This is a genomic window from Microbulbifer maximicatervae (SeqCode), assembly GCF_052467225.1.
In genome coordinates, this window is the sequence record NZ_CP174303.1 from 2,007,280 (window position 1) to 2,029,700 (window position 22,421).

Below are 22,421 nucleotides of genomic sequence, written 5' to 3' on the forward strand. Positions count from 1 at the left end.
TCTCGTGCACCCCCTCATATTTCCTCAAAAAGTTACTTACAAAGCCTTCCATTAGGGGTGGTCTACAAATGGTTTGAGTCTTAGAGGAAACAAAATGTTGATCTTAAAGCGCCGGACGGGTCAAAACTTAAGGATTGGAGCAAATGTCTCAATTACCGTACTGGAAGTTAAAGGTAATCAAGTGAAGATAGGCATACTTGCTCCCAAATCCCTGCCTGTTCACCGTGAAGAAATATATATACGTGTACAAAAGGAGCGGGCACTTGGAAGAGGAGATCGTTGATAGCCCCGCTGTTGCTACGGATGTCCCAAAGCATCCGTGTCAAAACCATGGTGAGGTAGCGGTTTTGATATTGGGTGCCTTTGCTAGCGACCCCCTACTTGCTGGATGTAATCAATGAGTAAATGTTGAATTCACCTACCAATATGTCATGTCATAGATGTCCAATTTATGGGCGCCCAAGATCGTTCCAACTCAAATTAAGAGCTGCTCGACAGTATTGTTGAGTAGAGATTCATTATTGAGAGGGAGCTGCCCATGTCTGACCCGCACGATAGGTGGTGTGGGGGATGGTAGCTAGAAACTACCGGACACCCGAGTTATGTTTTTTAGCTCTTTCATAAAGACTGAAGACTATTAGATAACCTAGAGCCTGGATTACCCATACTTCAAAACCTAGAATAGTGTTGCCTATATCCAATAGCTCTTGAATGCCAAGATATATTGATACTGGCCACCAACACACAATCGCTATGGCAAATTCGATTTTATAGTACCATTTCAAATATTCATCACCATCACTTGCCATCCCAGCGTGCAGGAAAAATAGATACCCGACTATAGATACGATGATTATGAATATACTTCGCTTAACCCATTTCATTTGAGTGCCTAGGTAAACATACGCTTTGATTTTATCTGCACGTTAGCGCGTCTTGTTGAGCTATACTTTTCATGGTTAAATCGAACAAGACAAACTTGTTAAGGAGCCTCTGAATAACTCCGTAATACCTCTGCGGGTCTTGAAGTCTGCAGATGTTAGGCGCAGCTCGCCGCGAATGGCCGTAGCCCTTTGCAAGAGCTGCAACGCAGCAGATGCGGCCTTCAAGGCCCGCCCTTCGGGGCTTGCAGAGCGATTCACACTCCGCGTTGTGACTTCTTGAAAGGTCTAGACATTCCTGCGAAGCCGCGCCTTGATTGTGAACCGCTCTGCATGCCAGAGGCATCACGGAGTTATTCAGAGGCTCCTTAAGTATCTCGATTAGTGTTTGTAATTTGACCATTTGATAGTTGTATTTCTAATAACATTACATGATTTTAGTTTTACCTTTTTAAATTCAAGTTTAGTATTAATCTTGTCCTTAGCGCTTAGAGTAATCATAATTCTGTTATTAGACCATATCATGCCAGTATTCTGAAAAAGATAAGCCTTATCATCTAAGGCTATTAATTCTGCGGTAACACATCCTTCAGGGTACTTTCTATCAGCTATTTCACGTGCCTCAAGGATAGCAGAAGCATTGATCTCACTAGATGTATCAATTTTTAGATTTGCCCCCATAGTAACCACATTTAAATTTTGGGCTGGGATAAGTACTACTGGATTGTCATTAACTGTAATTGGATTTTGATTTAGTTGTATTGTTGCACCAAAAAATATTATTTTTAGAAAGGTTGACACGGATTTATCCTGTATACACAACGCTAAAATAACCGACGACTCTAAGCCGTCGCGCTTGATTGTTTTATTAGGCCTTTACTTGAAGATATGCACGACCTCTCCAATTATGCGATCGCCGGTAACATAGCCCCAAAACCTGCTATCTGCTGAGTTGTCTCGGTTGTCACCCATAAAGAAATAGCTTTCCTCAGGTACTACAATTTCCTCCATATCACTAGCTGGACGCATTTTCATTCGTTGAATCAAATACGTGATACCATTCAATTGCTGCTCATAGACTGCTAGATGATCTGTTTCGTATAGAAGATTTGTGATTAATAAAGAGCCATTAATAGTAATGTCATTGCCTTTGATAGCAATCCTATCACCAGGTAAAGCGATCAATCTCTTGATAAAAGGAGTGTCCTTATGAGGTGGATAGAATGCATATAATTTCCCTCTCTGCATTAGATCTCTTGAAGTTATATTCCCGCTGGTTAAAGAAGCACCATACGTTCCATATGTGCGATAGCCTAACTTCTGAACAATGATGTAGTTTCCGTTATCTATTGTTGGTTGCATTGATGCGGAAGGAAAAAGAAAAGGCTCGTATAGGAAAGACCTAAATAGAAAGACTGTTGTAAAAAACGTAATATAGATGGTAGGGATGCCCCACCACTTGGAGTACCAACCCCGCTCACTAGAACTCTCAAATTTCTTTACAACAAAATACGCATGTATTGGGCAGATTAATGAAAAAATGGCCGCAAATAGAGTTTGATACTTCCAATCAAGTATAGAAACAATACAAGAAAGAAGGACATAGAGCCAAAACAGTTTTGGCCTATTTAAGTATAGAAATGTGAACGCTTGTAGGACTACACCTAACAGTACTGCAATCCATGCCTTCGGTTTCCAATTGATATTCAAACTTTCTCCTTAGTTCCGTAGGTCTAATGCCACCAGCGGTGGTTTTTGTTCCCATGTCTTAGCTTGTTAACAGCTGATGCGACGGATATCGCCATCAGCTGCGAATGATTCAAATAGCGAATCTAGTGGCTCATATATGTGCCACCGATCCACTGACCAAATCTGGAGACGGATTCCTAGCCAGTTCTTCCATCATTTTTGCAGCATATATTTCGCCTAGTAAATGAATACTAACAGTGCCTAGAACGATATATATCGAAACACAGATGCGGCTGTCTCTTTTACTCATGTTGCCTCGGGTTATAGGGAACGTCTAGAGCCCTGCGTCAAAACCAAAGTTAAGTGGCGTTTTTGATCTCGGGTGCCTTTACTTGGTACGCCCAGCATGAGCGTGAACTAATGAGGTGGAAACCTCCTGTATAAGGATCACCGTTTAATGGGTTCCATTAAATGCTAACTATTAGCGAATGGCAACTGCAGGACGTGAGGTTTTGTGGGAGGAAGTTGCCAGCAAATCTACGAGCTGACGAACGGAAACATCCTAAAAGGCTGAGCCTGTAGGTTGGGGGGATAAAAGACACCGAAGCCGGATGATCTAGCGGGCAAAGTCAATGATACAGTTGAGTATATAAAGTTTACGTTCTTATCTGGGGAAATCTGTTTAGCTTGCTGCTGTGAAACTGTCAGTGTGGCCGCTGACTCATAAGTAGGCCCAACCCGCTAGCCGCCATTGCGGGGTTAAAAAAAGGTGGTGGAACACGGCAGCGTCTCGGTCAGAAATGAATAGAGTGATTAAATAGAAGTCAGCTAACGGCATAGTAGCCAAGTGCCAAGATTTACACCTTGAACAGAGTGAAGGCCTGAACCTAAACTCCACGAATTAAAAGACCGGATTTGCCTACCGATATGTTTCCAGTCAGATAAAGTTGAGGATGGGCACTGTTATGGCACTCAACTTAGATGAGTATCTGCTCGACGCTATCGTTGGGTAGAGATTCAGCGGATAGGGAACCGGCCATTGCGGACCGGCACGATGGGTAGCGTGGGGCAGATAGCTAGAAACTACCGGCTACCCGATTTAACTGCATGCCACAAAATATTTAAATATTATTTGTATCGTTTACGGTTTCTTCAAGCATCTCTGAAAATTCTTTGGGCTTGGCCCGATAAATCACATGATCACCATTAAATGTACGAATTGTCCATTTCCGCTCTACTGCCCGATGCCAAGAGGGATCTTTAGCTCTATCGGCTTTCGACACCCCCTCAGGAATAAAAGCTACATAAGTGACATTGAGTTTTTTGGCCAGAGGATTCTTATACGATACAGGTTCCGTAAGTGTTTTTAATGGCTGCGTAACATCTCGTGGAAATTCGGAATTAATATCAATCCATGAGAAGTGAACTTGACCATTTACCACTTTATGTTCCGCAGGTATTGGCTGCCCCTCCATCATTGACATGCCATCCTCAGGTACTTTCGCGTCTAAAAATGTAACATGATGAATTCGCTCTGGAATACGATCGATAACTCCGGTGATTACCATGCCACCATAGCTATGGCCTACAAGTACCACATTTTTCAATTTTTCAAAAATAATCAGGTTAACGATATCGTTGATATGTGTAGTTAAGTTAATATCAGGAGAGGAAAGATGATGCCTCTCACCTAACCCCGTCAGTGTTGGCCTGTAGACGGTATGACCTTTAGCGCTAAGATGTTTACCAACCTCTTTCCAGTCCCATCCACCGCCTGTAGCACCATGTACCAAAACAAAGGTGTGATAATCTTTTTTTGTATCAACTTCTTCAGCAACAGTTTCAAATGTCGCAAATATTAAGAATATTACTAATGAGAATATAGTTTTCAATGAAATCCCTCTTTTTGTATTCTTGATTTTCCACTTGCAAGTAAAATTGCTAATAAAGCAGTTAACGCCTCAAGGTGCAGCGCGAAGCGTCCGACAGCCTTGACTTGGTACGCCCGCCCAGGATGGGCGTGAACAAATGGGGTGAAAGCCCCTAATACGAAGATCACCATTTAATGGGCTCCATTAAATGCTAACTACTAGCGAATGGCAACTGCAACACCGTGAGGTTTTGTCGGGAGAAAGCCGCTAGCAAGACTACGGGCTGAAGAATATAAGTATCCTATAAGGCTTAGTCTGGAGGGGAGGTGGCCAAGGACACCGAAGCATTGTGATCTAATGTGTAGAGTAAATGATGCAGTTGTTTAGTGAAGTTCACGTTCTTACCTGGAGAGGTCTGTTAAGCCTGCTGCTGTGAAGCTGTCAGTGTGGCCGCTGGTTCAAAAGTAGACCCAACCCGCTAGCCACCATCGAGGGTATAGAACAAAAAGCAGTGAAACACAGCAGCTCCTCAATCAGCATTGACCACGATGATTAAATAGAAGTTAGCTGACGGCATAGTAGCTAAGTGCCAAGATTAATACCTTGGACAGAGTTAAGGCCTGAACCCAAACTCTACGAGTTGAAAGAGTGGGCTAGCCTTCAAGTCGGATAAAGTTGAGGTAGGGAGCTGCCATGATACTTAGCTCAAATGAAGAGCTGCTCGACACTATCGTTGGATAGAGATTCATTACGGATAGGGAACCACTCATTGCGGACCCGCATGATGGGTGGTGTGGGAACCGGTAGCAAAAAGCTACCGGTTATCCGATTTAAGATTGGTCCGTAGCTCTTTCCCATTCATCTGCATAGCCACTTGAGCGTAGATATGAACGTAGGGAGTTCATTATGTATTCGTTCCAAGCCTCAAGATCTTTGTGGCCACAAACTAATCTTTCTTCCTCTATATCCTCTACAGATAAGTCAACCATAGACCAGAAGAATTTTGCTAAATGAAACGCCTCGTCTCTATCAGAAACCATACCTTTAGAAATTATAAGGCTTGTTTTTTGATCGTCGAGGACGTTTGCGTAGTGAAGAATAATATCTTTTTCTTCTTCGAACCTATATTTGATCATAGAGCGTCTTGTGCCTCCCTAATAACCGACATTCTGTCAGCAAGCCAAATGAGCTTTTGATGTAATTGGGCTGTGGTCATTTTTCGAGTGACCGTCAAGAAATAATGCTGTTTATCCCTCTCGTCAGCGATAAATTCAAGTCCTTCTGGTAAATCACATTTTTCTATTACCCAAAATACATCGACTGGGCTACCTTTGGCATGTTTCTTTTTTAGTTTGTACTGATCCTTTAAGTGCTGCCAATGAGCCGAAAACGATAGCCCCATTTGAGAATGCGGTATAACCCATTGCTTACACTGTGAAAAAAGGTAATCTTTCTCTCGAATATTGTTGTATGTTTTACCTTGTTTATCATCCATATACAGAGTCGGATGCTCACCTCTTTGTGTTGGTCGTGCAAAAAAAGCATCATAACTTTTAATGTACTCTCGAATATCTTGAATTATCCGAAACTGTTCCATATTCACATTCCATGTCTAAAATCTTAACGTTACCAGCACACGCAGTGTGCGATCGTACCTGTGTTTGGTACGCTCAGCATAGGTGTGGACTAATCGGGTAATAGCCTCCCTGTATGAGGGTCACCATTATATGGGTTTCATTAAATGCTAACTACTAGCGAATGGCAACTGCAACACCGTGAGGTCTTGTGGGGAGGGAGCCGCTAGCAAAACTACGAGCTGACAAACAGAAACATCATATAAGGCTTAGCCTGGAGGGGAGGCGGCCAAGGACACCGAAGCCGCGTGATCTAACGGGTAGGGTAAATAATGCAGTTGTGTAGTGAAGTTTACGTTCTTATCTGGAGAGATCAGTTTAGCCTGCTGCTATGAGGCTGTCAGCGTGGACACTGATTAATAAATAGGCCCAACCCGCTAGTGACCATTGCGAACTGGCACGATATGTGGTGTGGGGGCCGGTAGCTAAAACTACCGGCTACCCGATTTATGTACCTGTCCCTGCCTAATCACAGCGACATCTATGTGGTTACCAAATAGTGCTTATTTACGATTAGCCCACGGAGAGTTATTTTCAAAAGTTGAGATGTACAGATCCTCGGCTTTATCTCGCGCCCACTGGGTTTTGCGTAAAAACTTGAGCGAAGACTTAATTGATGGGTCGCTCTTAAAGCAATTGATATTGATCCTATCTGCCAAACCATCCCAGCCATAATGTTCCTGCAAACGTGTAACAACTTTCTCAAGAGTAATACCGTGTAGCGGATTATTTGGTTGATCTTTACTCATTTTTCAATTAATACTCTATGTTTGATGGCGCATAATGCCGTGAACATGGGCTGATGAAGTTGGCACCTAATCACAAATAAAATTAGGTGACAGGCTTGCAAGTCCTTTCCCTAAACTTATTATGTGTTTAAAGCCCTTTAATAATTATAATTGATATGCTAATAAATGTGGATATAAGTAATATAGTGATACATTGTTTGAATCTTTGATTACTTCGTTTTATTAAATTTTGAGTAAAGGTGGTATCTGTTTCGATAGCATCTTTTAATAGAATATTTGAGCCAGATTGCAATAGTTCACCTATCTTTTCAGCTTCCTCTGGGCTCATTTCAGCCTTCGATGATATTTCAGATATCCTCTGGTGAATCGATGAAAGCTCATTGTATTCAGCCTTGTTGATTTTGCCTGACCGAAAAAACTCTTCCTGCTTTTCTCTCAGTGTAGTTACATCCACGTTTCTTCCTTACGCATAACACCTTGTACAGGTGCCGCAGGATGGAGCTGCTTTGTGCTAGCGTAGCGTACAGCACAAAGCGAACGGAGTATAGGTGGTGGGATTCAGCAACTTGTTAAAAGCTTACTGGGACCAGTAACCCAATATATGGTATTTGCCGGACTCTTCAGGTTTTAAACGAATGCCGAGAGCTCTAAAGCCAGGGCAGATAATAAGAGCATGATTGCTAGCGCTACCATCACCTATTGGTTGTTTGGCATCGCCTTCTAGAATGTTGAGGGTGCATGACGAAGCAATACTTCGCCGCTTATTGAATTCTGACTGTGTGCTGTTTCCGACGTGAACGAAGCTATCTGTATTCCCTGATTCTAATAGAGATCTGACTGCTATTGAAACTGCCTGATATGATAAGGCACTAGAAGATAGAGCAGTCAAAATTAATGCTGCGATTATTTTCATAACTTTTAACGCCTTATACACAGGCGAGTGGAACGAGGTGTAGCGAGTCCAGCCCGCATCCTTTGTGGGCGATTGTGCCACAATTTGTAAGTACTACTTAACAGCATTGATCTGAACTACCGTGACATTAGCAATGCGACCACCGCGCCACCAAGTACCTTTTGTGCCAACCTTAAGCCTGTTATGGTGATACTCACTACGCTCTTCACTTAATATCCACATATTGGAAAAGCCTTCATTAGGAATATTACCCGGAGTAGTATCTCTTATGACTCTGCTATCTTCATCAAGAATCTCTGGCCAGATCATGTGTATACCTTCAACTTGCGGATCATCCCCGTCATAAAGAAAATCGATTCTCATTCCTTGTCCCGGCTTGGCATTTTTATTCTCTTCAGATAGGTCTATCTTGTACTTGACTACAAAATCCGGCTTTCTTCCGGATCTTTCTTCATAAGGTATATGTGCTTTCATATGCGGTGCTAACACGAAGTTGTGGGGCGCCGTAGGCGTCCCGGGCAGCTTGCTGCCGAACGCCGAAGTTTTGTTACGCCCACTGGTTTTATTGTATGAATGTGGTTTGCACAGCGCTCACTGTTAAGGCCAATAATGGAATGTTTGATAGAGCAAATATTAAAAACCTGATTTCAATTTTGTTAAAAGTTACTTGCACAATGCTATGAATTACTCGAATACCGACATATGTCCATGCCAGAATAAAATTTATGCCATCTCCTGCGCCAAGGACTGCAAGTGATATTGCCAAAGCATAGAAAATAGTTGGTTGCTCCATGAGATGATTATAATTATCAGCTTTCCAACGAACATGGGGAGGCAGGGTTGACATTTGCTCTCCGCGAGGTGCATTCGGATCAAGCTTTAATTTAGCTTTCTTTACAGCAGGTAATCGTGTTGCATACATCCACAGCCACATAACCATAGACCAAGCTATCAAGGCAATTACAGGCTGAATTATTTGGGCACTTTCAATCATTCGTTGATTCCTTTTTATTATTTACTGATGTTAGAGAGCTGAACATAGCATAATGACCACAACAGGAGCAGCTGGAGCGTTGATCGTCCCGTGTAAGGCTGCAGGCCCAATGCCAAGCTAAGCAGCGCCGCTTACGGCTTCCTTGCTTGAGCGCCTGGTTAGCCTTTTAAGGTGGTAATTAGCACCATAGTAGAAAAGTGGTGGTGCTAGAAAACCAGATAGTAAAATATACCAAAACGGTACTTCACGAGCGGGAAAGAAAGCTAATACCAATATTATTGAAGAGACGATAATCGGATTAAGTAATTTGCCTTTTCGGGATATTTTGGAGATTATAAAGCCTGACCAGATATAGCTAAAGGTACATGTAAAAACCAAAATGACAAGCTCTTCGGTAGTGTATGGAGCATTGTATGGTTGATAGCCAAACAGCATAATTTTAATAAATGTCGAGATTACGATGATAACGAAAACACCGAGTAGCCCAAGAAATCCACCGACGAAAATTCCTTTTAAATCTATATTTTTCATAAAACTCCTACAGGAGGCTAGCAACCATATAAAAGGCAGAGCGTCAACGACATCAGGCGAAACGTGGTGGAGCGACTTTTAATGTGCTTTGTATGTGTTTTACTCATTAATTACACAAAACCCATTACCAAAAGGATCTGAGCAATATGCAATAGTACCCCAGTCACCTCTTTCTCCGCCTTCATGCTTTCCGCCTAGTTTAACAATTCGCTTAACTATTTCATCTACGTTTTCAGCTAGAAAGTCAATATGAACGGGGGTCCAATGACGAGAATAATTTCGCTCAACTGTCTCGGTGGGGGCTGCTACTGATCGAGCTTCTTTCTCTTGTAGATAAATATCACAGTTCTCTACTGAAATTACTGACATTCCACCTTGATCCCTTAGCTTTTTACAACCAAGAGCTTTAATATAAAAATACTCAGCTTGTTTAATATTGGAAACATCAATACTTATAGAGAGCTTTATCAAAATATATCCTCTTTTATTGATTTGTGATAAATGACGGCTACAACAGGGACGACCATTGCTGAATATGTTTGTGCAAAAATGGAAGCGCATCGACCCGCACATAACTGCTTGTGCTTGCTAGGCTGATGCACTCTAAACGGATCAGAAAAAGTTACGCCTCTACTTTAAATAAAATTGGAATTCTATGCAGCCCTTCACTTGGATTTGGCAGCCATGTAGATAGGTAAAAATTTGAATGCTTTGCCAAGCATTCTGCATAAGCGCGTAATTCTTCAGGATTAATGTCCTCTGGTTTAGCATCAATCAATGTGCCATTCTTCGCAATAGTGAGAACCATTACAAAGCTGCCTTCAATATCTCGCTCTCCTAAATACTCCACATGAGGCGTGCAAATACCGATCGAAGTAGCTGTAGCAGTGGGAATCTCTGCTAAGAGGATAGCCATTAACATTACTCTAAATATATTGCGAATCATCAAATAAGTCCAATGCTTTGCTAGTGAACAGCCGGAGTAACGCGAAGGCTGTCTTGTGGAGGCCGCGCTTTTCGCGGTCGCAACGAAATTGAGAAACTTGTTATCATCTTTTACCACGTAACTTTGCCCTTAACGCTCGTACACCTACAGGCTTTAAAGTACAGTACTTTGCAAACAGTAACTCGCTCAGAAACGGGACTAAGATAAGTACTATACCGAACACAACCCAACTCTTACTGGCCAAACCCAATATAATAGCCAGCACTGGAATAATGGCGCCTATAAGTGCGAGTACCCACTTTGACAACGAAGTATACTCGTACTGAAAGAAGCACTTTTCACAGTGCATGCGGTTTGAAAAAGGCAGCATTCTGACTTTTACCACTTGCTTTCCACATTGTGGGCACTTTCTTATCATGGCTTACAACGCCAAGCTTCGTGGCTGCTGTGAAGCGGACGCGTATCAGCGGTCCCAGCCACGGTAGTGGCGAACAAGAGTGCTTTGCTATACATTTTCCGGCCAATCAGAAAAAAATCCCCATTCAATATCTGCTGCATTTAGGCAAAAACTCCAATTACCTCTCGGCAGCCTTTTAGAATCAAAGCCAATAATAGGTAATGGATATTCAAGCAAGTCTTCTTCATTAGTTAAATCCTGCTCATATCGTTCTTGAACATTAGCAAATTTAAAGGATTTTCTTTCTTTATGATTATATGCAGGAGAAATAGTGATAATCCAGGTTTTGCTGTTTTTTTCTAACGACAAAAGATCATGAGCTACATCACCACCTAATACAATTTGTTCTATTTCTGATAGCACTAATATTGCCTCTATGCATATTGCTGAGGTTTGGGCCTCAGTGTAGGAGTGAAGCTCCGGAATTGAGGTCCCAGCCACAATGGGGCGACGACACCGAGTTGTTATGCTTTTTCAACCCGAAGGTACTCACCAAAAAATGGTCCACTTCTATTTATTTGCCTGAAAATATTGTTTCCCACCACACCCGACAAGGAATCAAGTAACTCTTCTATTGGGCCACTTGTGTTATAGGGAAGTAACTCTCTTTCTTTTGCGCACGATATAGCCAAATAGCACACATTTCCACTTATCGATTTAATATCTGTTGGAGCAATTTTTTCATATTCTCTTCTTTCGTTTACCTCCCAAAGAGTAAAGCCTTTAAGATAAGGCAAGATCTTTACAACAGTTTCATCCCACATATTTCATCTTCCTTTGTTATGACGCCGCAATAACGGGCTGGCCCAAGTGCAGTTTGCGGAGGTCCGGCCGCTTGCGTAGCAAGTGGCATAGTTAATTGCCTTGTTATGAATTTTGAAAAATCCCCAATTTTTGATTAACCAACCAGCCACAAATGCATGATGGAATAATTAACATAAACAACAAAAACAAACCAGTTTTAGGATCAGATGGAAAACCCTTTATAACTAATGAAACAAGCAGCAAAGCAACACCGCTTAGCACACCAGATGTGTAGCCCGGCAGGTTGTGACGTTTGATTAACAACGTAAACGCCAAATTAAATGCCCAAGTGATTAAAGCAGGCAACAATCCCATGACATAACCAAGCCCTAATATTTTCAATGGAGAGGCTCCACTATTTAACACCATCTCTGGAAGGAGGAAGGTAACGTTGCCAGCAGTGGCAGCCGAAGCGGAGCGTAGGCTGTCCAGCCCAGCCAACGGCTGGGCGATCTTGCCTGGCCTGGTTATAGCTGGCGAGTACTAAACGACCTACATACTCTCTGCGAGCCACCTTTGGCTGGCCACTCCCCGATTAATCTACAGGGAAAGTATCATACTTTCCCAATCGAATAACCTTGCTTAATGGCACTCTACGAAAGTGCAGCGAATTTGCAGTATAAAGCTCAAGCATTGTACAGAGATCATAATCACACCGGCTCAATTTCAAAAATCAGCTACTTCTCATCATCCCGCTTTCGTTTCTCGACCAGCATTTCTTGCTGCTTTTGAAGCGCGACAATTTCTTTTTTCTTTACACTGACTGAAAAGTACGCAACAGAGATAATTGATAAAGCTCCAAGTGCAATCCTATAGATTCTTCTGGAGTTATTAATTTCTAGAACAAGCCATAAAAAAGTACTGAGAAATGGAATTACTAAAAAAACAATAGATATCAAAATCACCAAATTGAGCACCACCTAAAATACAATATAACGCCCGGCCCCGTAGGGGCGACAACAGCCGTTTGTTAGGGCGATTCATTGCACTGCACCAAGAAACTAGGGTTTATACCTGGAAAAACTTGAGCTCTACCATCGACCCAATAAGGCTTACTGTGTACATAGCTAAATGAAGGTAGCTCGACCTCGATGTCACTGCCATTAATTAAGGTTTTTCCTCGAACTACCCAATACCTTCCGTCCGTACCCCAACCATGATGTACGAGCTTGTATATATAAATTTTTGACCCTGCTTCTAATGGAAATAGCATCGAGCGCTGCTTTTCAAAAATTAGCCGATCAAATAGTTGCCTATCAATAAAAGCTTGATCTTTTCGATAATCAGCCCAGCTGGTAGGAAAACCGCCCACTCCTTGTGCTTGGATACTATTACATAGCTCGCTATTGTTATTGAATCCTGTGAGGTCAGCGCAACGTCCTTCGAAAACGAAAGCGGGTTGCTTTAACTCATAACATTGACCCACTATGTGTGTATATTCAGCATCTTTACTGAAATCAGCAGATGGTATGGTGCATCCAGAGAACAAGAGAATACTGAAGAAGATGTATATGGCTCGATGCATTATCTGTCCATAGCCCTAACCCCAAGCTAAGCGGCGTGCGTTAGCACGTCCTTGCTTGAGCGCCTTGTTAACTTATATCTTAGTGCTGCCGTCAATTATTGGAATTATCGGCTCAGGCCTTGTAAATTTTTCGGTAAGTAAGTTGGCTGAATTTATCGAATTAATGCCTTCGGCCCAGAGGAAAAGCTCAGCACCAAGAATCGTAGGCACCAGCATAATACCCCCTTCTTCTGGGCAATTCTTATATACTGATTGCATATGCTCTTTAGAACCAAATTGGTAATGACCATCAATTAAGCCATTCGTGACCAATCCCGCAACAGCGTGTGTTAGTACGACCTCCGGGGATTCTGTAGCGAGAAATTCCATTGCATGAGTATAAACACTGAAAGGAATAAAAATTTTATTATTCAAGCGTTCACTTTGGGTTCCTATGCGTGACCCTGCTTCCCCATGCTCTTTAAGAAGAGAATAAAATAGATAGTGAAGACGCAATTGGTAAACAGACATGGATTTAATGATTTCCATGTGTGCTACGCCCCTATCATCACGACTACCTTCTACCTTTGAAGATGCTAATACTCCACCATAATACTCCGCCGCCAACTCATCTTCGCAAAACCTACCTTCATCCAAAACACTTTTAAGAACGCGAGGGCTTACACCCCCTTCATTATCTAAGCGATCACCAAGTTTATTTTTAGCTTTTACAAAAATTTGATCAATGTTGATGTTACATTTTTTAACAAAGCCCTGAACTTCGCCACCAACATAGTCTGCAGTAGGACCTAGCACTTTCACCAGAATATCCTTCGAACCTATAACAGCTAAACCAGCTCCTATTGTTGTTATTGGATCCACGACTTCTCCTAGAAGTTAACGCCTTGCTAAGGGGCAGCCGAAACGTAGTATAGGCTGTCCCGCGGAGGCCGCGCTTTTTTGCGGCCGGAGTGTACTTGAGCAACTTGTTATATTTGGCCAATTAAATCACCATAACCCCAGATAACAGTACCCAAAATTGCATAGATAGCTCCGATGTAGCCCGCTATCTGATCCATTGCCAATTGATACTCGCGCTCTAAATCTTCATCCGATTTCTGGACTTTAGCCATGGCTTGGCCATTTTCATCGGTATACGTTTCTTGTACTTTTCCAATGGTAAACACAGCCTGGGGGGCGCCACCAACACCTTTAGCCCCTAAGCGGAAAATACTCCGGTACGTTAAAAGTGCACCGCATAGAACCAATAAAGATCCAGAACGCTGAAACCATATATAGATATCACTCCCATTGTCGGCATACAGAGATATTCCGGTAACAATAATCCCAAGCAGTGTGAGAAAGGGAACGTTTCTGAGGAGTCTATTCATAAGAAAATATAACGCCTCAATCAGCCGACGCGTCAGCGGTCGGCTGGATTGAGGCGTTATGTGTTTCTGACTGTTCAGCGGGATCAATTGGATGGTAGGGAGGTAAATAGGTCACAGCCATAGGAATAGAGCGCTTACCATCCAGAAGATCTACCAAACCTTCCCGTATCCGAGTTTTTTCTCGTTCTATTCGGCCATGCGCAATTGGGCTGTAGCAGTCTCTTTTAAGTTGAACTTCATCGAAGTCATAACCCAGCGACTGTGACATTGCATAAAGTAGGCTTGTAAATAGCTCGTAGCCTTTCTCAGTCCACACATCACGTCGTTCATCAGGAATGCTATTATTCAAGTGATCGTTATATACTTTCCAAGCATTTGTAACTTTTTTATCAGCCTCGGATTGCCAGCGCTTTCCAAATAGTGATCTGCCGTAGAACTCCAAATCAATCATATTCAGTGCTGAAACGTGAGACCCAGAAAGTCTCGTTGCTCTTGTCTCCATAAGAGTATGGAACAATCTAAGTTTTCGTTCTTTTCTCTCTTTGATGCTTTCAATGAGCTTTTGAGCCTGTACAGCTAAGATTGGGCCAGCTATAACCGCACTGATAGTAATCCAATCTTTAATATCCATATTTAATTCCATAAATTACCTCTCAGTGGTGACTTACACATAACAGCTATATAGTGATCACTATTATCCTGATTACTATCTTGGAATCAATCTTACGCCTTGGCTAAAAAATGTTATTCAAATCAAAAGATTGCTTGCTTTTATGTCAGTCGTACCAAATATAAAAATGATCACTTTGACTACTATCCCCAAAAAAGACTACCTTTGTAACTCTTTGTATTTCATAAAATTTTTGCCTGATAAAGCTGTTCTTCAAAAATAACAGTCCAGATGATCAAAAATACCTCTGTATACCCATTAATTGTTAGCGATCGTTAGTGCAGATAGGGCTGGAATTGAGCAACAGCTATGGCCTGGGTATTTCAAATCTATAGTGCTGCTGATTAATTTCATGATACTTCTGGCTAACCGGGCGTTTCACAATCAAGACGCGGCTTTACGGGAATGTCTAGACCTTTACAAAGTCGTGGTGCAAGTTGCTAATAACTCTCTAAGCGTCGAAGGCTGTGTCTTGAAGGCCGTAGCTGCTGCATTACGGCGCTTGCAAAGGATTAGGTCCATTTGCGGCGAGTTGCGCTCACTATTTGTAGCCTTCATGGTCCGCAAAGATTGAGTGGCTCCATTGTAATTGCCCTGTGTGTCGGTTGTTATGGGAGTCTAAGGATTGCCTTGAGCATTTACGTTTCAGGGTTTGTATCTATTAACGTTCCAGATGGGTAGTAGGGCTATTCCAGGGCTGTTTAATCTACTTACGAATACCTCCTTGGAGTGGTTAAAAGCCTCGGTTTTATCAGTTTATTTAAAGAACAAACTTTAGGAGTGACTTATCGGCCGAGAGACTTTTTGCATAAGGTATCCAAGAGTATCTAATTGGCTTTCCCCCCTTTCAGGTCGCGGCTGCCTGACTTATAAGTCTATCGAGTAAAATGGCCAGTTCCGTTTTTGACTAGTTCCGATACCGTCCAATCCATACACTGGTAGTCAGAAACGAGAGAGACTTATGAAGATTGATGCAGCAGTTTGCTCCAGTGCGCGATTGGCCCGAGACCGGCGCTTTGATGGGCGGTTCTATACCGCAGTGAAAACAACCGGCATTTTCTGCCGCCCGATCTGTCCCGCTCGGCCTCCGCTGGAGCGCAATGTTACTTATTTTGAGACTGCGGCGGAGGCGGCCAATGCGGGCTTTAGGCCCTGCCTGCGCTGTCGACCCGATTCTGCGCCGGGCAGTCCAGCTTGGGGATTGGTATCGACCACCGTGCAGCGCGCTTTAAAACTGATGCGCAGTGAGCGCGAGCCTCAATCTGTGGAGCGACTGGCAGAGCGGCTCGGGGTCAGCAGCCGCTATTTACGCCGTCTGTTCTCTGAGCACCTGGGGGTAAGCCCCTTAGCGGTCTGGCAAACCGAGAGGGCACTGTTTGCTTTTCGTTTACTGCGGGATACGGACCTGCCTATTGCTGAAATCGCTTACGAGTCCGGTTTTAACAGTTTGAGACGCTTTAACGGTGTATTTAAACAGATCTATCAACGCACTCCATCCGAGGTGCGCAGGGAGGGGCATGCAGAGCGCGCTGAGAAGGCGAGTGCCACACGGGTGCGGTTGTACCTGGATTACCGCCCGCCATTAGATTGGCAACAACTCCTGGCTTTTTTGGGAGCCCGCGCTTTGGCCGGGGTAGAGCAGGTGGAGGGGGAGGTCTATTCACGCAGTTTCGAACTGGATGCCTGTCGCGGCGTGATGGAGGTTTCCCACGATCCGGAACGAAATCGCCTGGTGGTGGAAGTTTTTGGTCAGGAAGGTGGAGCAGGGTTATATCTACTGAACCAGCGCCTGCGCCGGCTGTTTGATCTGGATGCGGATATTGAAGAGATCCAGACGGTATTAAATGAAGATCCACTGCTGGCGGATCAGTTGGCGAAGAGTCCGGGCCTGCGCTTGCCTGGTGCCTGGGACCCATTCGAATATGCACTGCGGGCGATTCTCGGTCAGCAGATCAGTGTCGCGGCGGCGACCACTATTGCCGGACGTATCGTCGCCCGCTACGGGGAGTCTTTTGTGGATGATGCTGGCAGAGAGCGGTTTTTATTCCCAACGGCGGAGCGTCTCGCTGAGGCGGACTTTGCCGATCTGGGCTTGACCCGGGCTCGGGTGAAAACCCTACAGGAGTTTGTCGCTGCAACTTTGGATGGCCGTGTGAGTTTTGCCGATCAGTCCCTGGAGGATTGGTGCAATCAAGCCACGGCACTGCCGGGTATTGGCGATTGGACGGCGCATTATATTGCTATGCGTGGCCTGTCGATGCCGGATGCTTTCCCCGCGTCGGATTTGGGTATTCTGCAAGCCTTGGGCAGTGATGGTGAAAAGGCAAAACCCAAGCAGGCCCTGGAGCGGGCAGAGCAGTGGCGGCCCTGGCGGGCATATGGAGCCATTTTGTTGTGGCAGTCCCTGAAATCTGGAGAGAAAAAATGATTGTCTATGAGAGTTACACCACGGAATTGGGTGATGTTGCCATCGCGGCCTGCGAGCAGGCGGGAGAGGAGCTCTCCCGAGGGATAGTTGCACTCCAGTTTTATGACGATGAGCGACCATTGCGTTTGGGGGCCGGTTGGCAGCGGGGCGCCTCGGAGCTGACAGATTTGGCCGCTCAGCAGTTGCGGGAGTATATCGCCGGCCAGCGCAAAAGCTTTGATCTGCCTCTGGCGCCAAAGGGCACTGAGTTTCAGCGCCGGGTTTGGGATGCCCTGTTGCAAATTCCTTTTGGCGAAACCCGCAGTTACAGCCAGCAAGCCCAGTGGCTGGGCCAGCCACGGGCTATTCGCGCAGTGGCGCGGGCCAATGGTGCGAACCCGATTGCCATCGTTATTCCCTGCCACCGTGTAATCGGAGCCAATGGCAGCCTTACCGGCTACGCCGGCGGCCTGTCTTTGAAAGCGCGCTTGCTCACGCTTGAGGGTGCCAACTTTGTCCAGCAGGGCGAGCTGCTCTAACGGGTAATATTGGGAAAAGCGCAATCATCTCTCCCTAGCCACGGCCTCTTTGGCGCGAGATAATAAGCGGTTCATAATCATATCGAGCCGGAGGCCAAATGCTGTACAGATTGGGGGATAAGCAGCCACAACTGGAAGGTGAGGGCCACTATATTGCGCCCGGTGCCCATGTGATTGGAGATGTGCGTATGCTTGCGCACAGCTCCGTATGGTTTAACGCGGTGGTGCGCGGCGACTGTGCGCCGATCACTATCGGTGAATACAGTAACGTACAGGATGGCTCGGTACTGCATGCCGATGTGGGTGTGCCATTAACCATCGGCACCGGTGTCACCGTAGGCCATAAAGTGATGCTGCACGGCTGTGACATTGGTGATTACAGTCTGATTGGTATCAATGCCGTGATCTTAAACCGGGCCAAAATCGGCAAGTGCTGTATCATTGGCGCCAATGCGCTGGTGACCGAGGGCACAGAAATCCCCGATTACTCTATGGTGCTGGGCTCTCCCGGCAAGGTAGTAAAACCTCTCGATCCTGCCACCTACGAGCTGCTCAAAGCCAGCAGCGATCACTATGCGGCCAACGGCAAACATTTCGCCAGTGAACTGGTCCCGCTTGAGGCTAATGATGTCTGAACAACCGGTAAAAACCGTGGAGCCGAAAGAGCGCCCGGTGAAATCCCCCTGTATCTCCGTATGTGCCCTGAATGAGCAGGACCTGTGCGAGGGCTGTTTTCGCAGTGGTAACGAAATCAGCCGCTGGGGCTCCATGAACAATGATGAGCGCCGTGCAGTGTTAAAGCTCTGCACTGAGCGCGCGCGGCAAATGGGCCGAATCTGGTAAACAATCGATAGCGCTTTGTCGGGGCCGGGCCTCGCAGGGCCCGGAACTAAATGCGACTATGACCCAACCCTTTGTCCACCTAAGAATTCACTCAGAATTTTCCCTGATCGATGGCCTGGTAAGAATCAAGCCGGCCATCGCCCGCGCCCAGGAGCTGGAAATGCCAGCCCTGGCGATTACCGACCAGTGCAACCTCTACGGGCAGATTAAATTCTACCGGGCCTGTTTGGGCTCCGGTATCAAGCCGATTACCGCAGCGGATTTTTGGCTCAGCGAGGGCGGCGAAGGCAAGCCTACGCTGATCACGCTCTATGCGATGAACGCCGATGGCTACCGCAATATTACCGAGCTGATTTCCCGCGCCTGGATGGAAGGCCAGTACCACGGTAACGCCTATATCAAGCGCGAATGGGTTAAGGAGTACAGCGAAGGGGTGCTGATGCTGTCCGGTGCCAAGTACGGCGATGTGGGCCGTGCCCTGGTAGCGGGGCGCCGCGCCCAAGCAGAGGAGCTGGCACGGGAGTGGGCGGAGTTATTCCCCGGCCGCTACTACCTGGAGTTACAGCGCACCGGTCGCGCCGGCGATGAGGACTACCTGCACTCGGCGGTGAAGTTGGCCCAGAACCTGAACTTGCCAGTGGTAGCCACTAACGATGTGCGCTTTATGGACGAGAGCGAGTTCGAGGCCCACGAGGTGCGCGTTTGTATCCACGAAGGCCGCGCTCTCGATGACCCCCGCCGCGAACGCCGCTATTCCGCGCAGCAGTATTTCCGCACACCGGAAGAAATGTGGGAGCTGTTTGGCGATATCCCCGAAGCCCTGGAAAACACCGTGGAGATTGCCAAGCGCTGCTCCGCACCGATCCAGCTGGGCAAGTACTTCCTGCCAGAATATCCGATTCCCGAGGGCATGACCGAAGACCAGTTCTTCGAAAAGGTCTCCTATGAAGGTATGGAGCGGCGCCTCGCCACCATCCTCGACAAGTCCGCTGCGGACTATGCCGAGCGCCGCCAGATCTACGAAGACCGCCTGCGCTTTGAGCTGGATATCATTATCCAGATGGGATTCCCCGGTTACTTCCTGATCGTAATGGACTTTATCCAGTGGGCCAAAGACCACGATATCCCGGTGGGCCCGGGGCGGGGTTCCGGTGCCGGTTCCCTGGTGGCCTACTCGCTGGACATTACCGATCTGGACCCGCTGCAATACGATCTGCTGTTCGAACGATTCCTGAACCCGGAGCGGGTGTCGATGCCCGACTTCGATATCGACTTCTGTATGGAGAAGCGCGACCGGGTAATTGGCTACGTTGCGGATAACTATGGCCGCCAGGCGGTGAGCCAGATTATTACCTTCGGAACCATGGCCGCGAAGGCGGTGGTGCGGGACGTGGCGCGGGTGCAGGGCAAGTCCTACGGCCTCGCCGACAAGCTGTCCAAAATGATTCCCCCCGATGTGGGCATGACCCTGCAAAAGGCCTTCGACCAGGAAGAGATCCTGCGGGAATTCCTCGACCACGATGATGAGGGCCAGGAAATCTGGGAAATGGCCCTGCAGCTCGAAGGGGTCTCCCGTAACGTGGGCAAGCACGCCGGTGGTGTGGTTATCGCCCCCACCAAGCTTACCGACTTTGCGCCGCTTTACTGTGACGAGACTGGCGCGGGTCTGGTAACCCAGTTCGATAAAAACGATGTGGAAGATGCGGGCCTGGTGAAGTTCGACTTCCTCGGCCTGCGGACGCTGACCATCATCGACTGGGCCAAGCGCATGGTGGACGAGACCCGCGCGCGTGAGGGTGAGGAGCCCCTGGATATTGCCGCGCTGCCGCTGGACGATGAAGAAACCTTCAAAATGCTCAAACGGGCAGAGACCACGGCGGTATTCCAGCTGGAATCCCGGGGTATGAAGGACCTGATCAAGCGCCTGCAGCCGGACAACCTGGAAGATATGATCGCCCTGGTGGCCCTGTTCCGTCCGGGTCCGCTGCAATCAGGCATGGTTGATGACTTTATTAACCGTAAGCACGGTCGCGCCCAGGTGGCCTACCCGGATGCCAAATACCAGCATGAAAAACTGCAACCGATCCTGGAGCCCACTTACGGGGTTATTGTCTACCAGGAACAGGTTATGCAGATCGCCCAGGAGTTGGCGGGCTATACCCTCGGTGGCGCCGACCTGTTGCGCCGGGCGATGGGTAAAAAGAAACCGGAGGAAATGGCCAAACAGAGGGCCACTTTTGAAAACGGGGCAAAAGAGCAAGGAATTGACCCCGAACTTGCGATTAAGATCTTCGACCTGGTAGAGAAGTTCGCAGGCTATGGTTTTAACAAATCGCACTCTGCGGCTTACGCACTGGTGTCATACCAGACCGCTTGGCTGAAAGCGCACTATCCCGCCCAGTTTATGGCGGCGACCATGTCTTCGGATATGGATAAGACCGATAAGGTGGTGACCTTTATCGAAGAGTGCCGAGCCATGGAGCTGGTGCTGGTGCCGCCGGATGTGAATCTGGGCAGCTTCCAGTTCTCGGTGGATATCGACAATCGCATTATCTACGGTCTCGGTGCGATTAAGGGCCTGGGTGAAGGTCCGATCGAAAATATTATTGCGGCGCGGGAAGAGGGGGGTCCCTTTACCGACCTGTTCGACTTCTGCTCGCGGGTTGATCCGCGCAAGGTGAACAAGCGCGCGCTGGAGGCACTGGTGCGCTCTGGGGCACTGGACAGCATAGGCCCGGATACCAATGGTGCCGACGGTTTGGATTACTCCCGTGCAGTGCTGTTTAACGCGCTGGATGAAGCGGTAAAAGCGGCGGAACAGCAAAAGGCCAATGCCAATGCGGGCATGATGGACCTGTTTGGCGAAGTGGTGCCCCAGGCATCCGAAGGCGATGTGTACGAGGATTTCCGCCGCACACGCTGCTGGAGTATCCGCGAGCGCCTGGAAGGCGAAAAGAATACCCTGGGTCTGTATCTCACCGGGCACCCGATTGACGAGTATGCCGGTGAGTTACAACACTTGGTGAAGGCGCGAATCGCCGATTTGAAACCCGGCCGGGAATCGCAAAAAGTTGCGGGTCTGGTTGTGGCGATGCGGGTAATGAAAACAAAACGCGGTGATTCCATGGCTATTGTTACCCTGGATGACCGCAGTGGCCGTATTGAGGCGGCCATGTTCAGCGAGGCCTTTGGCGAACATAGAGACAAGTTGGCCAAGGATGCTCTGCTGGTATTGGATGGACCGGTTGCCACTGACGATTACAGCGGCGGCCTGAAGATGACAGTAAACAGCGTTTCCACGCTCGATGAGTTGCGCCAGAGCCGGGTGACCGGGGTGCGCTTGCGAGTGGATAGCGGCAGTGTGGCACCGGGGCTGGCCAAGCGGCTGGCCGCTTGCCTGCAACCCTATACCGGTGGTCAGTGCGGGGTCAGCCTTGAGGTTTCCCGCCACGATGCCCGGGGTTTGTACCGACTGCCGCCGCAGTGGAACGTAGAACCAAACGACCAGATGGTCCAGTCCCTCAGGGAACTGTTGGGACGTGAGCAGGTGGCGCTTCAATACGCACAACGGCGTTAAAATCTACCGGGCTCGACTGGC

At 46.8% G+C, this 22,421-nt stretch carries 27 protein-coding genes; 6 read left to right on the forward strand and 21 right to left on the reverse strand.

What is annotated here, in order from left to right; genetic code table 11:
- Nucleotides 1–94 precede the first annotated feature (94 nt).
- Nucleotides 95–283: a carbon storage regulator CsrA gene (gene csrA, locus ACJJIZ_RS08735; RefSeq protein WP_444915871.1), complete on the forward strand. Its 189-nt coding sequence runs from the start codon at nt 95–97 to the stop codon at nt 281–283.
- A gap of 979 nt (nt 284–1,262) precedes the next feature.
- On the opposite strand, the gene ACJJIZ_RS08740 is transcribed toward csrA, so the two are convergent.
- The 21 genes from ACJJIZ_RS08740 to ACJJIZ_RS08840 form a co-directional block, all read right to left on the reverse strand.
- Entirely contained in the window at nt 1,263–1,682 is a 420-nt protein-coding gene (locus ACJJIZ_RS08740; protein ID WP_444915872.1) for a hypothetical protein, read from the reverse strand.
- Between the two features lie 75 nt (nt 1,683–1,757).
- Nucleotides 1,758–2,591, reverse strand: coding sequence for a signal peptidase I (lepB, locus tag ACJJIZ_RS08745; protein ID WP_444915873.1), 834 nt, complete (start codon nt 2,589–2,591; stop codon nt 1,758–1,760).
- Nucleotides 2,592–3,691: 1,100 nt separating this feature from the next.
- A complete protein-coding gene (locus tag ACJJIZ_RS08750) occupies nt 3,692–4,462 on the reverse strand; it encodes an alpha/beta hydrolase (RefSeq protein ID WP_444915874.1) in 771 nt (256 codons plus the stop codon).
- The gene (locus ACJJIZ_RS08755; RefSeq protein WP_444915875.1) at nt 4,459–4,632 is read right to left on the reverse strand and encodes a hypothetical protein; all 174 of its coding nucleotides are present in this window, start codon (nt 4,630–4,632) and stop codon (nt 4,459–4,461) included. Before ACJJIZ_RS08755 ends, ACJJIZ_RS08750 begins: the two co-directional genes overlap by 4 nt.
- Nucleotides 4,633–5,271: 639 nt before the next feature.
- Entirely contained in the window at nt 5,272–5,577 is a 306-nt protein-coding gene (locus ACJJIZ_RS08760) for a hypothetical protein (RefSeq protein WP_282931756.1), read from the reverse strand.
- On the reverse strand, nt 5,574–6,038 hold the full coding sequence (locus ACJJIZ_RS08765) for a hypothetical protein (RefSeq protein WP_282931757.1): 465 nt from the start codon (nt 6,036–6,038) through the stop codon (nt 5,574–5,576). The genes ACJJIZ_RS08760 and ACJJIZ_RS08765 overlap by 4 nt, the downstream gene beginning before the upstream one ends.
- A 540-nt stretch (nt 6,039–6,578) precedes the next feature.
- On the reverse strand, nt 6,579–6,824 hold the full coding sequence (locus ACJJIZ_RS08770; protein ID WP_444915876.1) for a VF530 family protein: 246 nt from the start codon (nt 6,822–6,824) through the stop codon (nt 6,579–6,581).
- 127 nt (nt 6,825–6,951) lie between these two features.
- On the reverse strand, nt 6,952–7,278 hold the full coding sequence (locus tag ACJJIZ_RS08775) for a hypothetical protein (protein ID WP_444915877.1): 327 nt from the start codon (nt 7,276–7,278) through the stop codon (nt 6,952–6,954).
- Between the two features lie 123 nt (nt 7,279–7,401).
- The gene (locus ACJJIZ_RS08780; protein ID WP_444915878.1) at nt 7,402–7,737 is read right to left on the reverse strand and encodes a hypothetical protein; all 336 of its coding nucleotides are present in this window, start codon (nt 7,735–7,737) and stop codon (nt 7,402–7,404) included.
- 93 nt (nt 7,738–7,830) lie between these two features.
- On the reverse strand, nt 7,831–8,211 hold the full coding sequence (locus tag ACJJIZ_RS08785) for a hypothetical protein (RefSeq protein ID WP_444915879.1): 381 nt from the start codon (nt 8,209–8,211) through the stop codon (nt 7,831–7,833).
- Nucleotides 8,212–8,299: 88 nt separating this feature from the next.
- Nucleotides 8,300–8,731 (reverse strand): MAPEG family protein, encoded by a 432-nt coding sequence (locus ACJJIZ_RS08790; RefSeq protein WP_444915880.1) that lies wholly within the window; start codon nt 8,729–8,731, stop codon nt 8,300–8,302.
- A gap of 117 nt (nt 8,732–8,848) precedes the next feature.
- On the reverse strand, nt 8,849–9,262 hold the full coding sequence (locus ACJJIZ_RS08795) for a hypothetical protein (protein ID WP_444915881.1): 414 nt from the start codon (nt 9,260–9,262) through the stop codon (nt 8,849–8,851).
- A 99-nt stretch (nt 9,263–9,361) separates the two neighbouring features.
- A complete protein-coding gene (locus tag ACJJIZ_RS08800) occupies nt 9,362–9,733 on the reverse strand; it encodes a VOC family protein (RefSeq protein WP_444915882.1) in 372 nt (123 codons plus the stop codon).
- Between the two features lie 151 nt (nt 9,734–9,884).
- Nucleotides 9,885–10,325: a hypothetical protein gene (locus ACJJIZ_RS08805; RefSeq protein WP_444915883.1), complete on the reverse strand. Its 441-nt coding sequence runs from the start codon at nt 10,323–10,325 to the stop codon at nt 9,885–9,887.
- 388 nt (nt 10,326–10,713) lie between these two features.
- Entirely contained in the window at nt 10,714–11,028 is a 315-nt protein-coding gene (locus tag ACJJIZ_RS08810) for a hypothetical protein (protein WP_444915884.1), read from the reverse strand.
- A gap of 101 nt (nt 11,029–11,129) precedes the next feature.
- Complete coding sequence (locus tag ACJJIZ_RS08815; protein ID WP_444915885.1) at nt 11,130–11,429, reverse strand: hypothetical protein; 300 nt, start codon at nt 11,427–11,429, stop codon at nt 11,130–11,132.
- Nucleotides 11,430–11,532: 103 nt separating this feature from the next.
- Nucleotides 11,533–11,910: a hypothetical protein gene (locus tag ACJJIZ_RS08820; RefSeq protein ID WP_444915886.1), complete on the reverse strand. Its 378-nt coding sequence runs from the start codon at nt 11,908–11,910 to the stop codon at nt 11,533–11,535.
- 529 nt (nt 11,911–12,439) lie between these two features.
- On the reverse strand, nt 12,440–12,994 hold the full coding sequence (locus ACJJIZ_RS08825) for a hypothetical protein (RefSeq protein WP_444915887.1): 555 nt from the start codon (nt 12,992–12,994) through the stop codon (nt 12,440–12,442).
- A 72-nt stretch (nt 12,995–13,066) separates the two neighbouring features.
- A complete protein-coding gene (locus ACJJIZ_RS08830; RefSeq protein WP_444915888.1) occupies nt 13,067–13,855 on the reverse strand; it encodes a hypothetical protein in 789 nt (262 codons plus the stop codon).
- Between the two features lie 107 nt (nt 13,856–13,962).
- Nucleotides 13,963–14,364, reverse strand: coding sequence for a hypothetical protein (locus ACJJIZ_RS08835; protein ID WP_444915889.1), 402 nt, complete (start codon nt 14,362–14,364; stop codon nt 13,963–13,965).
- Between the two features lie 16 nt (nt 14,365–14,380).
- Complete coding sequence (locus ACJJIZ_RS08840; RefSeq protein ID WP_444915890.1) at nt 14,381–14,995, reverse strand: DUF6680 family protein; 615 nt, start codon at nt 14,993–14,995, stop codon at nt 14,381–14,383.
- 1,000 nt (nt 14,996–15,995) lie between these two features.
- Here ACJJIZ_RS08840 and ACJJIZ_RS08845 point away from each other — a divergent pair.
- The 5 genes from ACJJIZ_RS08845 (at nt 15,996) to dnaE (ending at nt 22,400) form a co-directional block, all read left to right on the forward strand.
- Nucleotides 15,996–17,462, forward strand: a complete 1,467-nt coding sequence (locus ACJJIZ_RS08845) for an AlkA N-terminal domain-containing protein (RefSeq protein ID WP_444915891.1) — start codon at nt 15,996–15,998, stop codon at nt 17,460–17,462.
- Complete coding sequence (locus tag ACJJIZ_RS08850; protein WP_444915892.1) at nt 17,459–17,980, forward strand: methylated-DNA--[protein]-cysteine S-methyltransferase; 522 nt, start codon at nt 17,459–17,461, stop codon at nt 17,978–17,980. Before ACJJIZ_RS08845 ends, ACJJIZ_RS08850 begins: the two co-directional genes overlap by 4 nt.
- A 98-nt stretch (nt 17,981–18,078) precedes the next feature.
- Nucleotides 18,079–18,615, forward strand: a complete 537-nt coding sequence (locus ACJJIZ_RS08855; protein WP_444915893.1) for a gamma carbonic anhydrase family protein — start codon at nt 18,079–18,081, stop codon at nt 18,613–18,615.
- On the forward strand, nt 18,605–18,823 hold the full coding sequence (locus ACJJIZ_RS08860) for a DUF1289 domain-containing protein (protein ID WP_444915894.1): 219 nt from the start codon (nt 18,605–18,607) through the stop codon (nt 18,821–18,823). The genes ACJJIZ_RS08855 and ACJJIZ_RS08860 overlap by 11 nt, the downstream gene beginning before the upstream one ends.
- Nucleotides 18,824–18,881: 58 nt before the next feature.
- Nucleotides 18,882–22,400 (forward strand): DNA polymerase III subunit alpha, encoded by a 3,519-nt coding sequence (dnaE, locus tag ACJJIZ_RS08865; protein WP_444906003.1) that lies wholly within the window; start codon nt 18,882–18,884, stop codon nt 22,398–22,400.
- Nucleotides 22,401–22,421 lie beyond the last annotated feature (21 nt).

Coding starts and splice junctions, on each gene's coding strand:
- csrA (WP_444915871.1), top strand. CDS start 95: ATGTTGATCTTAAAGCGCCGGACGGGTCAAAACTTAAGGATTGGAGCA.
- ACJJIZ_RS08755 (WP_444915875.1), bottom strand. CDS start 4,632: ATGGTGATCTTCGTATTAGGGGCTTTCACCCCATTTGTTCACGCCCAT.
- ACJJIZ_RS08760 (WP_282931756.1), bottom strand. CDS start 5,577: ATGATCAAATATAGGTTCGAAGAAGAAAAAGATATTATTCTTCACTAC.
- ACJJIZ_RS08765 (WP_282931757.1), bottom strand. CDS start 6,038: ATGGAACAGTTTCGGATAATTCAAGATATTCGAGAGTACATTAAAAGT.
- ACJJIZ_RS08770 (WP_444915876.1), bottom strand. CDS start 6,824: ATGAGTAAAGATCAACCAAATAATCCGCTACACGGTATTACTCTTGAG.
- ACJJIZ_RS08780 (WP_444915878.1), bottom strand. CDS start 7,737: ATGAAAATAATCGCAGCATTAATTTTGACTGCTCTATCTTCTAGTGCC.
- ACJJIZ_RS08785 (WP_444915879.1), bottom strand. CDS start 8,211: ATGAAAGCACATATACCTTATGAAGAAAGATCCGGAAGAAAGCCGGAT.
- ACJJIZ_RS08790 (WP_444915880.1), bottom strand. CDS start 8,731: ATGATTGAAAGTGCCCAAATAATTCAGCCTGTAATTGCCTTGATAGCT.
- ACJJIZ_RS08795 (WP_444915881.1), bottom strand. CDS start 9,262: ATGAAAAATATAGATTTAAAAGGAATTTTCGTCGGTGGATTTCTTGGG.
- ACJJIZ_RS08815 (WP_444915885.1), bottom strand. CDS start 11,429: ATGTGGGATGAAACTGTTGTAAAGATCTTGCCTTATCTTAAAGGCTTT.
- ACJJIZ_RS08825 (WP_444915887.1), bottom strand. CDS start 12,994: ATGCATCGAGCCATATACATCTTCTTCAGTATTCTCTTGTTCTCTGGA.
- ACJJIZ_RS08835 (WP_444915889.1), bottom strand. CDS start 14,364: ATGAATAGACTCCTCAGAAACGTTCCCTTTCTCACACTGCTTGGGATT.
- ACJJIZ_RS08840 (WP_444915890.1), bottom strand. CDS start 14,995: ATGGATATTAAAGATTGGATTACTATCAGTGCGGTTATAGCTGGCCCA.
- ACJJIZ_RS08845 (WP_444915891.1), top strand. CDS start 15,996: ATGAAGATTGATGCAGCAGTTTGCTCCAGTGCGCGATTGGCCCGAGAC.
- ACJJIZ_RS08850 (WP_444915892.1), top strand. CDS start 17,459: ATGATTGTCTATGAGAGTTACACCACGGAATTGGGTGATGTTGCCATC.
- ACJJIZ_RS08855 (WP_444915893.1), top strand. CDS start 18,079: ATGCTGTACAGATTGGGGGATAAGCAGCCACAACTGGAAGGTGAGGGC.
- ACJJIZ_RS08860 (WP_444915894.1), top strand. CDS start 18,605: ATGATGTCTGAACAACCGGTAAAAACCGTGGAGCCGAAAGAGCGCCCG.
- dnaE (WP_444906003.1), top strand. CDS start 18,882: ATGACCCAACCCTTTGTCCACCTAAGAATTCACTCAGAATTTTCCCTG.